Annotated in this window: 7 protein-coding genes; 4 read left to right on the top strand and 3 right to left on the bottom strand. The window is 69.0% G+C overall.

Annotation, left to right across the window (positions count from 1 at the left end):
* Window positions 1-42: 42 nt before the first annotated feature.
* Window positions 43-1,026: a DNA polymerase III subunit delta gene (gene holA, locus AC07AG_RS17250; RefSeq protein ID WP_478755916.1), complete on the top strand. Its 984-nt coding sequence runs from the start codon at window positions 43-45 to the stop codon at window positions 1,024-1,026.
* Between the two features lie 310 nt (window positions 1,027-1,336).
* On the opposite strand, the gene rpsT is transcribed toward holA, so the two are convergent.
* Entirely contained in the window at window positions 1,337-1,603 is a 267-nt protein-coding gene (rpsT, locus tag AC07AG_RS17245) for a 30S ribosomal protein S20 (protein WP_249589965.1), read from the bottom strand.
* A gap of 290 nt (window positions 1,604-1,893) precedes the next feature.
* Between rpsT and lepA the strand changes: the two genes are divergently transcribed.
* A complete protein-coding gene (gene lepA, locus AC07AG_RS17240) occupies window positions 1,894-3,765 on the top strand; it encodes a translation elongation factor 4 (RefSeq protein ID WP_249589966.1) in 1,872 nt (623 codons plus the stop codon).
* Window positions 3,766-3,995: 230 nt separating this feature from the next.
* Window positions 3,996-5,885 carry an AMP-dependent synthetase/ligase gene (locus AC07AG_RS17235; protein ID WP_478755915.1) on the top strand — a complete coding sequence of 630 codons (1,890 nt, stop codon included), beginning with the start codon at window positions 3,996-3,998 and terminating at the stop codon, window positions 5,883-5,885.
* A gap of 66 nt (window positions 5,886-5,951) precedes the next feature.
* Here AC07AG_RS17235 and AC07AG_RS17230 read toward each other — a convergent pair whose 3' ends face one another.
* Window positions 5,952-6,536, bottom strand: a complete 585-nt coding sequence (locus AC07AG_RS17230) for a response regulator (protein WP_249593029.1) — start codon at window positions 6,534-6,536, stop codon at window positions 5,952-5,954.
* Between the two features lie 12 nt (window positions 6,537-6,548).
* Window positions 6,549-10,640: a HAMP domain-containing protein gene (locus AC07AG_RS17225; protein WP_478755914.1), complete on the bottom strand. Its 4,092-nt coding sequence runs from the start codon at window positions 10,638-10,640 to the stop codon at window positions 6,549-6,551.
* Between the two features lie 270 nt (window positions 10,641-10,910).
* Here AC07AG_RS17225 and AC07AG_RS17220 point away from each other — a divergent pair, with 270 nt between their 5' ends.
* A complete protein-coding gene (locus AC07AG_RS17220) occupies window positions 10,911-12,833 on the top strand; it encodes a SpoIIE family protein phosphatase (RefSeq protein WP_478755913.1) in 1,923 nt (640 codons plus the stop codon).
* Window positions 12,834-12,861 lie beyond the last annotated feature (28 nt).

The following is a 12,861-nucleotide window of genomic DNA, read 5'->3' as shown; positions in this document are numbered from 1 at the left end:
TACGGGACGGGCTGTCAGTGCCGCGTGGGATGCTTGACCGCGATGGCCAGGAAGACAGATACCGCCGACCCGCTCGCTCCTCTCACGCTCGCCGTGGGCCAGGAGGACCTCCTCCTCGACCGCGCCGTGCAGCAGGTGGTCGCGGCCGCCCGTGCCGCCGACGCGGACACGGACGTGCGCGACCTCACGTCCGACCAGCTGCAGCCCGGCACGCTCGCCGAGCTGACCAGCCCCTCGCTCTTCGCCGAGCGCAAGGTCGTGATCGTGCGCAACGCGCAGGATCTGTCGGCCGACACGATCAAGGACGTGAAGGCGTATCTCGGGTCGCCGGCCGAGGAGATCACCCTCGTCCTGCTGCACGCGGGCGGAGCCAAGGGCAAGGGTCTGCTCGACGCCGCCCGCAAGGCGGGTGCCCGTGAGGTCGCCTGCCCCAAGATGACCAAGGCCTCGGACCGGCTGTCGTTCGTGCGCAGCGAGTTCCGCACCCTGGGCCGTTCGGCCACGCCCGAGGCGTGCCAGGCCCTGGTCGACTCGATCGGCAGCGATCTGCGGGAGCTCGCTTCGGCGGTGTCCCAGCTGGTGGCTGACGTCGAGGGCACGATCGACGAGGCGGTCGTCGGCCGCTATTACACGGGCCGTGCCGAGGCCTCCAGCTTCACCGTGGCCGACCGAGCCGTGGAGGGGCGGGCCGCCGAGGCGCTCGAAGCGTTGCGCTGGTCCCTGTCGACCGGCGTCGCCCCCGTCCTGATCACCAGCGCCCTTGCCCAGGCCGTGCGGGCCATCGGGAAGCTCTCCTCCGCGCGTGGCGGTCGGCCCGCCGACCTCGCCCGTGAGCTGGGCATGCCGCCCTGGAAGATCGACCGGGTCCGGCAGCAGATGCGGGGGTGGTCTCCCGACGGGGTGGCGGTGGCTCTGCGGGCCTGCGCCGATGCTGACGCGGGCGTCAAGGGCGGGGGCGACGATCCTGAGTACGCCCTGGAGAAGGCCGTCGTCGCCATCGCCCGCGCGGCGAGGTCGCGTCGCTGAGACTGTGCGGACATGACATCTGCCGCCTGCACGACATCCGCTGCCTGCGCGACACCTGCCGCCTGCGCGACACCCGCCGGTTCTCGATCCGCGGGTCGTCCCTGGCTGGTCGCGCAGTTCCCCGCGCCCCTTAAGGGGCCCACGCGCCCCTGAAGAGAACCGCCCCCGGACACAGCAATGCCCCCGGAGTGGGCCGGGGGCATTGTCGCAGCGTGGCGTACTGCGTGGTCTGTCCGCGATTCGAGGTAGAGGGCTCGAATTACCCTCGCGGGAGGATTGATCAGCGCCCCGGCGAGCCGGGGCAAGGGTTTCAGCCCTGGAGGGTCGCGACCTTCGAAGCAAGCGCCGACTTCTTGTTGGCGGCCTGGTTCTTGTGGATGACACCCTTGGAGACAGCCTTGTCGAGCTGACGCGAAGCCTCACGCGTCGCCTCGATGGCCTTCTGGGAGTCACCAGCGGCAACGGCCTCGCGGGCCTTGCGGATCGCGGTCTTCAGGGAAGACTTGACCGCCTTGTTGCGCTGACGCGCCTTCTCGTTGGTCTTGATCCGCTTGATCTGGGACTTGATGTTCGCCACGAAAGAGCCTTTTCAGGTTCAGGTACTGCAGAGGTACTGCAGATGAGTTTCTTTGACACGTGCCTCAGGGCCATCAGGACCGCGAGGGACCGAGAGGGTCAGGAGACACAGCTGCCCAGATTACCAGCCGCCCTCCGACCGGCCCAATCCGGGCGGCGCTCCCCTCCCTCATGGGGCCGATCCCCGCTCGGACCGGCCCAGACCGGGTCCAGTGCCCCACCCGTGGGACCATGGAACCTACGTATAGATCCGACCCGAGGCGACAGGCGCCTCAAGAGACAGGACCCTGCGTGCCCGCGACCCCTAAAAATGTGCCCGAGCCGAGCCGTACCGACCCGGCTCTGATCCGTAATTTCTGCATCATCGCGCACATCGACCACGGCAAGTCCACGCTCGCCGACCGCATGCTCCAGCTGACCGGCGTGGTCGAGCAGCGGCAGATGCGTGCTCAGTACCTCGACCGCATGGACATCGAGCGCGAGCGCGGCATCACGATCAAGTCCCAGGCGGTGCGTCTGCCCTGGGCCCCCACGGAGGGCCCCGAGCAGAGCAAGACCCACATCCTCAACATGATCGACACCCCGGGTCACGTGGACTTCACGTACGAGGTGTCCCGCTCTCTCGCGGCCTGTGAGGGCACGGTCCTCCTCGTCGACGCCGCGCAGGGCATCGAGGCGCAGACTCTCGCCAACCTCTACTTGGCGATGGAGAACGACCTCAAGATCGTTCCGGTGCTCAACAAGATCGACTTGCCGGCCGCCCAGCCGGAGAAGTTCTCCGAGGAGCTCGCCAACCTCATCGGCTGCGACCCGGCCGACGTGCTGAAGGTCTCCGCGAAGACCGGCATGGGCGTCGAGGCGCTGCTCGACAAGGTCGTCGCCGAGGTCCCGCCGCCGGTCGGCGTCGCGGACGCGCCCGCCCGCGCGATGATCTTCGACTCGGTGTACGACTCCTACCGGGGCGTCGTGACGTACGTCCGTGTCGTCGACGGTCAGCTCAACAAGCGTGAGCGGATCCGGATGATGTCCACCGGTGCCACGCACGAGCTGCTGGAGATCGGGGTGTCGTCCCCCGAGATGACCCCGGCCGACGGCATCGGCGTCGGCGAGGTGGGCTACATCATCACCGGCGTGAAGGACGTCCGTCAGTCCAAGGTCGGTGACACGATCACCTCCCTGCACAAGGGCGCGACCGAGGCACTCGGCGGCTACAAGGACCCCAAGCCGATGGTGTTCTCGGGTCTCTATCCGCTGGACGGCTCGGAGTACCCGGACCTGCGCGAGGCCCTCGACAAGCTGCAGCTCAACGACGCCGCGCTGGTCTACGAGCCGGAGACGTCGGCCGCTCTCGGCTTCGGTTTCCGCGTGGGCTTCCTGGGTCTGCTGCACCTCGACGTGATCCGTGAGCGGCTCGAGCGCGAGTTCGGGCTCGACCTCATCGCCACCGCTCCGAACGTGGTCTACCGCGTGGACATGGAGGACGGCACCGAGCACACGGTCACGAACCCGAGCGAGTTCCCCGAGGGCAAGATCGACAAGGTCTTCGAGCCCGTCGTACGTGCCACGCTTCTCGCGCCCAGCGAGTTCATCGGCGCGATCATGGAGCTCTGCCAGACCCGCCGCGGCACCCTCCTCGGCATGGACTACCTCTCCGAGGACCGGGTGGAGATCCGCTACACCCTCCCCCTCGCCGAGATCGTCTTCGACTTCTTCGACCAGCTGAAGTCCAAGACCCGTGGTTACGCCTCCCTGGACTACGAGCCCACCGGAGAGCAGGCCGCCGATCTGGTGAAGGTCGACATCCTGCTGCACGGCGACCGGGTCGACGCGTTCTCCGCCGTCACCCACAAGGACGCCGCGTACGCGTACGGTGTGCGGCTCGTGGCCAAGCTGCGTGAGCTCATCCCGCGCCAGGCCTTCGAGATCCCCGTCCAGGCGGCCATCGGCTCCCGGGTCATCTCCCGCGAGACCATCCGCGCCATCCGCAAGGACGTCCTCGCAAAGTGCTACGGCGGTGACATCTCGCGTAAGCGCAAGCTGCTCGAGAAGCAGAAGGAGGGCAAGAAGCGCATGAAGATGGTCGGCTCCGTCGAGGTGCCGCAGGAAGCCTTCATCGCGGTGCTCTCCAGTGACGACAGCGGTCCGGGCAAGGCCAAGAAGTAGCCCACACCTCAGCCGCCGTCCCGTCCGTCACGGGCGTCACGCAGGCATCTCAGCGGGTCCGTCGCGCTCTTGCGCGGCGGACCCGTTCTTGTATGAAGTGACAGGCAGAAGCCCCTTACGCACTGGGCTTCAGCGCTCTACTCTGATCACTGCTCGTAGGTTACTCGCAAGTTAAACAAGACCAGCAGCCGCCAGCCAGTCGCCGCCATGTCGCGGGTCCGGAGGATGTCGTGAGCGACACACAGACCTTGATCGAGAACCGTCCGCCGTCCGTGGCGCACCTCTTCCTGGAGCGCGTGGCGGCCACGCCCGATGCCGAGGCCTACCGCTATCCCGTGCCAGCGGCCTCGGGCGAGGGGCCCGACGAGTGGAAGTCGCTGAGCTGGGGGCAGGCCGCCGAGCGCGTCTACGCCATCGCCGCGGGCCTCATCGAGCTCGGCCTCGCCCCCGAGGACCGCGTGGCGCTCGCCTCGTCCACGCGCGTCGAGTGGATCCTCGCCGACCTCGGCATCCTCTGCGCGGGCGCGGCCACCACCACGGTGTATCCGCAGACCAACGCCGAGGAGTCCACCTACATCCTGGCCGACTCCGACAGCCGGGTGCTGATCGCCGAGAACGCCGAGCAGCTCGCCAAGGCGCGTGAGAAGCGCGCCGAGCTGCCCGACCTCCGGCATGTCGTGGTGATCGACGCCGAGGGCGCGGGGCCCGCCGATGGCGACCCCGAGGGCTGGGTGCTCACCCTCGCCGATCTGGAGGCACGCGGCGCCGCCCATCTGGAGAAGAACCCGGAGGCGGTCAAGGAGCGGATCGCGGCGATCACCAAGGACCAGCTCGCCACGATCATCTACACCTCCGGCACCACCGGCCGCCCCAAGGGCGTGCGCCTGCCGCAGGACAACTGGTCGTACATGGCCAAGGCCATCGCCTCGACCGGCCTGCTCGGCCCGGACGACGTGCAGTACCTGTGGCTGCCGCTCGCCCACGTCTTCGGCAAGGTGCTGACCTCCGGGCAGATCGAGCTCGGGCACGTCACCGCGGTCGACGGCCGCGTCGACAAGATCATCGAGAACCTGCCGGTGGTGCAGCCGACGTACATGGCCGCCGTGCCGCGCATCTTCGAGAAGGTCTACAACGGGGTCGCGGCCAAGGCACGCGCAGGCGGCGGCGCCAAGTACAAGATCTTCCTGTGGGCGGCCGAGGTCTCCCGCGAGTACGCGAAGGTCAGCCAGGACAACTTCCGCAGGACCGGCTCCGCATCGGTGCCCTTCGGGCTCGGCGCCAAGCACAAGGTCGCCGACGCGCTCGTCTACTCCAAGCTGCGGGAGGCCTTCGGTGGCCGGCTGCGCGCCGCCGTCTCCGGCTCGGCCGCGCTCGCGCCCGACATCGGCTACTTCTTCGCAGGCGCGGGCATCCACATCCTGGAGGGCTACGGCCTGACGGAGTCCTCGGCAGCGTCCTTCGTCAACCCCGGTGAGGCCTACCGCACCGGCACCGTCGGCAAGCCGCTGCCCGGCACCGAGGTCCGCATCGCCGACGACGGCGAGATCCTGCTGCGCGGCCCCGGCATCATGGAGGGCTACCACGGCCTCGCCGAGAAGACGGCCGAGGTCCTGGAGTCCGACGGGTGGTTCCACACCGGGGACATCGGCGAGCTCTCCGCGGACGGCTATCTGCGGATCACCGACCGCAAGAAGGACCTGATCAAGACATCCGGCGGCAAGTACATCGCGCCCGCCGAGGTCGAGGGCCAGTTCAAGGCCGTCTGCCCGTACGTCTCCAACATCCTGGTGCACGGAGCCGACCGGAACTTCTGCGCCGCCCTGATCGCGCTCGACGAGCCGGCCATCCTGGCCTGGGCCAAGGACCACGGCATGGAGGGCAAGAGCTACGCCGACGTGGTCGCTGCCCCGGCGACCGTCGAGCTCATCGACGGCTATGTGAAGCAGCTCAACGAAGGTCTGCAGCGCTGGCAGACCGTCAAGAAGTTCAAGCTGCTGCCCCGCGACCTGGACATCGAGCACGGCGAACTGACGCCTAGCCTGAAGTTGAAGCGCCCGGTCGTCGAGCGCGAGTACCAGCACCTGATCGACGAGATGTACGCGGGGTCGCGCGAGGCCTGAGCCTCTGCTTTCTTGCGTGTTTGCTTGCGCGTCTACTTGTGCGGGCGGGGTGTTCGGCGCTTCGCGTCAGGCACCCCGCCCGCGCCGCATCTCCTTCACCAGCTCCTCCATGTGCGTCACATGGTGGCGCAGTTCGAGTACGTCGTTCAGACTGCTGGCGGCCATGTGCGCCTCGATCGCCGAGAGGCGGGCCGCCAGTTCGTCGAACTGCTGCTGCTCGCGCGCCAGGATCTTCTCCAACTGCTGGTTCTTGCGGTGCAGTTCGAGGAAGACGGTGACCTTGGCGCGCAGCACCCACGGGTCGAACGGCTTGGTGAGATAGTCCGCGGCGCCCGTCGCATAGCCCCGGAAGGCATAGCCCGCGTCGTTGTCGGTGCCCGTCAGGAAGATGATGGGCACGTCTTTGGTCTGGTCGAGTCGCTTGATGTTCGACGCGGTCTCGAAGCCGTCCATCCCCGGCATGCGGACGTCCAGGAGGATCACGGCGAATCGTTGGCGCAAGAGCGCCTTCATCGCCTCCTCGCCCGAACGGGCGCGTACCAGCGGTTCGTTGAGTGACCCCAGGACGGCTTCCAGCGCCATCAGATTGTCCTCCATGTCATCGACAAGGAGGATGCTCGCGCGGTTGTCGGTCATGACCTCGGTGCTCATGGTGACCATGCCTCACTCGGTCGTCGGCGGAACGGCGGACTCCCCGGGAGGGCCTGTCGGTTCCGCTGCAACGGGTTTCTCTGTGGTGGGCGTGTCCGGCTCCGCCGCGCCGTCGCCCTCGGGGGCCAGGAGGGCGCAGGCGACCGTGAGGAGCTGGTCGACGTCCACGGGCTTGGGTACGTAGTCGCTGGCACCCTGCTCGATGGCCTTCTCGCGGTCGCCGGGCATCGCCTTGGCGGTCAGCGCGATGATGGGAAGGCCCGTCCAGCGGGGGGTCCGGCGGATCGCGGTGATGGTTTCGTAGCCGTCCATCTCCGGCATCATGATGTCCATCAGGATCAGGTCGGTGTCGGGGTTGCGCTCCAGGGTCTCGATTCCTTCGCGGCCGTTCTCCGCGTACAGGACGGGCATGCCGACGCGGCTCAGGACGTGCGTGAGCGCGAAGACGTTGCGGATGTCGTCGTCCACGATCAGGACGCGGCGCCCACGCAATATGCGGCCGGCCGGGCCTTCCCTGTACTCCTCCAGCTTGGTGGGAGTCGGCCAGCTGTCGTTCTGTTCGTGGAAGGTGTGCGGGTTCATCGCGACGCGGTCGTCGTGCGGCTCCGGGGTCGTGAGTGACCTGGTCGCCGCGTACGCGGCGGCGGCCGGGCCGTGTCCGGGGTGCACCACGGGAACGTAGAGCGTGAAGGTGGAGCCCTGGCCCGGGGTGCTCTGTGCGGTGATGCGGCCGCCGAGGAGCCCGGCGATCTCGCGGCTGATGGAGAGGCCGAGGCCGGTGCCGCCGTACTTGCGGTTGGTGGTGCCGTCGGCCTGCTGGAACGCCTCGAAGATGGCGGGGAGCTGGTCGGCCGGGATACCGATGCCGGTGTCCTTGACGGCGAAACAGAGCCGGTCGCCGCCCTCGTGCAGCCGGTCGCCGGTCTTCTTGACGCGGCTCACGCGCAGCTCGACGCCGCCGCTCGCGGTGAACTTGACCGCGTTCGACAGGAGGTTGCGCAGGATCTGCTGGAGCCGCTGCTCGTCCGAGAACATCTCGCGCGGCACGTCCTCGCCGACCGACACCTCGAAGGCGAGCCCGCGGTCGAGGGTGAGCGGGCGGAACGTCGCGTGGACGTAGTCGAGGACCTTGATGAGGGGGAGCTTCTTGGGGCGTACGTCCATCCGGCCCGCCTCGATCTTCGACAGGTCGAGGATGTCGTTGATGAGCTGGAGGAGGTCGGAGCCCGAGCGGTGGATCGTGGTCGCGAACTGCACTTCCTGGTCGGAGAGATGGCTGTCGGGGTTGTCGGAGAGCAGCCGGGCGAGGATGAGCAGGGAGTTCAGCGGGGTGCGCAGCTCGTGCGACATGTTCGCGAGGAACTCCGACTTGTACTGCGACGAGGTGGCCAGGAGCGCCGCCTTCTCCTCCAGTTCCGCGTTCGAACGCTGCAACTCCGCCTGCTGGAGCTGGAGTTCGTCCGAGCGGTCCTGGAGCTGGGTGGCGAGCCGCTGGGACTCGCTGAGCAGGGACTCCGTACGGGAGTTGGCGATGATGGTGTTGATCGCGACGCCGATGGTGCTGACGAACTGGTCGAAGAACGCCAGGTGCACGTCCGAGAAGCGGGAGAACGTGGCCAGCTCGATCACGCCGAGCAGCTTGTCCTCGAAGAGGATGGGGATGATCACCAGGCTGGCCGGTGCGGCGTCCCCGAGCCCCGAAGTGATCTTGATGTAGTCGGGCGGCACCTCGTCGACGAGGATCCGCTTCTTCTCCAGGGCCGCCTGGCGCACCAGGCCGTGCGCGGGCATCGCGCCCGTGTCGACGACCGAGCCCTGCGCGGAGCCGTACCCGGCGATGAAGGCGAGTCCCTTGACCGGGGGAGTCTGCAGCGTCGTGGCGTCCCCGGCCTCCGGGTCGGCCAGGAAGAACGCGCCGTACTGGGCGTTCACCAGCGGGGTCAGCTCGCGCAGGATGAGGTCGGCGACCTCCATCAGGTCACGGTGGCCCTGCATCAGACCCGCGAGACGGGCGAGGTTCGACTCCAGCCAGTCCTTGGCGCGGGTGGTCTCGCGGAGGTTGGAGACCATCACGTTGATGTTGTTCTTCAGCTCGGAGACCTCGCCGCGGGTCTCGACGGTGATGGAGCGGGTCATGTCGCCCTGCGCCACGGCGGATGCGACCTCGGCGATCGCGCGGACCTGCGTGGTGAGGTTCAGGGCGAGTTCGTTCACGTTCGTCGTCAGGCGCTTCCACGTGCCGTAGACACCCTCGACGCGTGCCTGGCCGCCCAGTTGCCCCTCGGAGCCGACCTCGCGGGCCACGCGGGTGACCTCGGAGGAGAAGGAGGACAGCGTGTCCACCATGGTGTTGATGGTGGTCTTCAGCTCCAGGATCTCGCCGCGCGCGTCCACGTCGATCTTCTTGGAGAGATCGCCCTGGGCCACCGCCGTCGCGACCTGCGCGATGTTGCGGACCTGCCCCGTGAGGTTGTCGGCCATGTAGTTGACGTTGTCGGTGAGGTCCTTCCAGACGCCCGACACACCGAGCACCTGGGCACGGCCGCCGAGCCGGCCGTCCGTGCCCACCTCGCGGGCCACGCGGGTCACCTCGTCCGCGAAGGCGCGCAGCTGCTCCACCATCGTGTTGACGGTGTCCTTCAGCTCCAGGATCTCGCCACGCGCCGTCACCGTGATCATCTTGGACAGGTCGCCGTTGGCGACGGCCGTGGTGACCTGGGCGATGTTGCGCACCTGTGAGGTGAGGTTCAGGGCCATGAAGTTGACGTTGTCGGTGAGGTCCTTCCATACGCCGGACACACCGCGCACCTGGGCCTGCCCGCCCAGGTTTCCCTCCGTGCCGACCTCGCGGGCCACGCGGGTGACCTCGTCCGCGAACGCGGAGAGCTGGTCCACCATCGTGTTGATGGTCGACTTCAGTTCGAGGATCTCGCCCTTCGCCTCGACCGTGATCTTCTTGCCGAGGTCGCCCTGGGCGACCGCCGTCGACACGAGGGCGATGTTGCGCACCTGAGAGGTGAGGTTGTCCGCCATGAAGTTGACGTTGTCGGTGAGGTCCTTCCACACGCCGGACACACCGCGCACCTGAGCCCGGCCGCCCAGATTGCCCTCCGTGCCGACCTCGCGGGCCACGCGGGTGACCTCGTCGGCGAACGCGGAGAGCTGGTCCACCATCGTGTTCACCGTCGACTTCAGCTCCAGGATCTCGCCCCGGGCGTCGACGGTGATCTTCTGGCTCAGGTCGCCGTTGGCGACGGCCGTGGTGACCTGGGCGATGTTGCGCACCTGTGAGGTGAGGTTCGACGCCATGAAGTTGACGTTGTCCGTGAGGTCCTTCCAGACCCCCGACACGCCCCGTGCCTGCGCCCGGCCGCCCAACTGACCCTCGGTGCCCACCTCGCGGGCCACACGGGTCACCTCGGCGGCGAACGCGGAGAGCTGCTCGACCATCGTGTTGACGGTCAGCTTCAGTTCGAGCAGTTCGCCCGTCGCCTCGACCGTGACCGTCCGTGTCAGGTCGCCCTGCGCCACCGCCGTCGTCACCAGGGCGATGTCGCGCACCTGGGCGGTGAGCCGGGCGGCCATGGTGTTCACGGCCTCCGTCACGTCACGCCAACTGCCCGAAAGCCCGCGCACCTTGGCGCGCCCACCGAGCCGCCCCTCCGTGCCGACCTCACGGGCGACGCGGGTGACCTCGCCCGTGAAGAGCGACAGCTGGTCGACCATCGTGTTCACCGCACGGCCCAGGCGCCGCAGGTCGCCCCGCAGCTCGCGGGTGCCGTCGTGCAGGTCCACGCGCTGGGTGAGGTCGCCGCCCGCGACCGCGTTCAGGACGCGGGTGGCGTTGGCCGCCGGGGCGACCAGGGAGTCGAGCAGGGAGTTGACGTTGTGGACGCGCGTGGCCCAGCTGCCGTGCCCCGGGCTCGCCGTGAACCGCTCGTTGAGGTGGCCGTGCCGGATGATCTCCCGCCGTACGCGGGCGAGTTCGCCGTCGAAGTGCAGGGAGCGGTCCAGCATTTCGTTGAACACCGAGTGCAGTTCGGCGGTCATGCCGTGGCCGGTCACCGGGACCTTCGTGAAGTCCCCGTCCCGTGCGGCCCGCATGGCGGACAGGAGCGGGCGCAGGTCGGAGATCGCTTCCGGAACGGTCTCCGGGGTGATTTCAGGCGCCGTGTCCGGAGCATGTCCGGATGACGACGCGGGGAGCGGAGCTCGTTTCGGGGCCGGAATCCGACCGTGACCGAGCGCGGGCATAGCACTGTTCTCACTCATAACGGCCCACTTCAGTAACTCGGTGCTTATGGGCGTGGCCAGTCTGTCACTCTGTCCGTGTCGCCTGAGGCGTATTCGACCGAACTGCTCAGGAGCCGAAACGTGGGGTCCATTCCGATGCAACGGGAGACCACTTTCCGTGCGTCCGCCCAACCGGGGCACCAGCCCGGCCCGCCGGCGGTGGTGTGCACATCGCTGCCCGGGAACCCGATGGCGCCCGCCGCCGCACGAAAGTTCGTGCGCGCGGCGCTCGCCGACTGGTCCGAACTGGAGGTGCCCGCCGCGGCGGGCATCACCGACCGTCTGGCGGACGACGCCGTGCTGCTGGTCAGCGAACTCGTCACGAACGCCGTCGTGCACGCGGGCACGACGGTGGAACTGCTGTGCAGGCTCGACGAGGCGGGCCTGGGGGAGAGCTGCGACACCCTGGTCATCGAGGTCTCCGACCACCACCCCGCCCGCGCGGTCCGCAGCGAGCCCATGCCCCAGCCGCCCGGCACTCCCGAGTACGGCAGGGGCCTGCAGCTCGTCGCGACCCTCTCCGACTCCTGGGGCATCACCTACCGCACCGGCACCAAGGCCGTCTGGGCCCGCCTCCCCGTCGGCGGCGTGCAGGCCGTCCAGGAGATCGAGTCGTACGCGAGCGAACAGGCGATGCACCGCGGGATGCGCGCCAGCGAGATCCTCGCGCCGCTGCCGAAGCGGATCACGCACGACACGGAGTGGGTCAACCGCGGCGCGCTCACCTTCCTCGCGGAGGCCTCCGACCTGCTCGCCGGACAGTTCGACGAGGACCTGGTGGCCGCCCTCGCCGGGCAGTTGCTCGTGCCCAGGCTCGCGGACTGGTGCGCGGTGTGGCTCGACGACGAACCGGAGGTCGCGCCTCGCGGCGCCGCGAGCGGGGCCCCGGGATCCCGGCTCGCCCGCGTCTGGCACACCAGCGAGCAGCGGATAGAGGAACTGCGCCGCAGCCTGGAGAAGGACCCGCCCCTGCTGCCCGAAGCGGTCGGCTCCGGCGCCGTCCCCGTGCCGTGGCCCGGCGAGGGCCCGGCCGGTGACGTGACGGGCACGGCCCTCGCGTATCGCCTCATGGCGGGCGGGCGCGCGCTGGGCACGCTCGTCATCGGGCGGGCCGGGATGATGCGCTTCGCGGACGAAGTCACCGGCCTCATCGAGGACTTCAGCCGCCGCGTCGCGCTGGCCATCAGCGCGGCGCGGCGCTATCAGCGGCAGGCCACCATCAGCCAGGTCCTGCAGCGCGGCCTGCTTCCCAGCTCCGTGGCGGAGATCCCCGGAGTGCACAGCGGTGTCGTGTACGAGCCGCGGGACAAGGGCGGCCCCGGCGGCGACTTCTACGACGTCTTCCAGGCGGGCAAGGGCCGCTGGTGCTTCGCGCTCGGCGACGTCCAGGGCAAGGGGGTCGAGGCGGCCGTCGTGATCGGCCTCGCCCGGCCGTGGCTGCGGCTGCTCGCCCGCGAGGGGTACGAGGTCGCGGAAGTCCTCGACCGCCTCAACCAGCTCCTCCTGGACGACGCGACGGAGGCGGCGGACGCGGCGGCGGCGGTGGTCGCGGTCGCGGGCGGCCAGGGCCTGCCGCCCGACGGCGCCACATCCCGCTTCCTCTCCCTCCTCTACGGAGAGCTGGTGCCCATGGACGACGGCGGCGTCCGCTGCACGGTGGCGAGCGCGGGACACCCCCTGCCGCTGCTGCTCTCCCCGGACGGGACGGTCCGGCCCGCGGCCACGCCCCAGCTGCTGCTCGGGGTCGTCGACTACGCCACGTACACGAGCGAAACCTTTGAGCTGCGGACCGGCGACACACTGCTCTGCGTCACGGACGGCGTGACGGAGCGCCGCGCCGGACGGAACATGTTCGACGACGGCGACGGCCTCGCGACGGCGCTCGCGAGCTGTGCGGGGCTTGACGCGAACCTGGTGGCGGAGCGGATCAAGAGGATGGTGCACGCGTTCTCGGAGCGGCCGCCGGACGACGATCTGGCGGTGCTCGTGCTGCAGGCGCAGTAGCGTCCTCGGGCGCGGTGTCGTACGAGGT

It is taken from the genome of Streptomyces sp. NPDC044044 (assembly GCF_056434405.1).
The sequence above is the reverse complement of the archived record's forward strand: the minus strand, read 5'-3'. Positions and strand labels throughout refer to the sequence as shown.

Excerpts from the sequence above, each read along its gene's own strand:
- holA (WP_478755916.1), top strand. The coding sequence starts at position 43 with ATGGCCAGGAAGACAGATACCGCCGACCCGCTCGCTCCTCTCACGCTC.
- AC07AG_RS17230 (WP_249593029.1), bottom strand. The coding sequence starts at position 6,536 with ATGAGCACCGAGGTCATGACCGACAACCGCGCGAGCATCCTCCTTGTC.
- AC07AG_RS17225 (WP_478755914.1), bottom strand. The coding sequence starts at position 10,640 with ATGCGGGCCGCACGGGACGGGGACTTCACGAAGGTCCCGGTGACCGGC.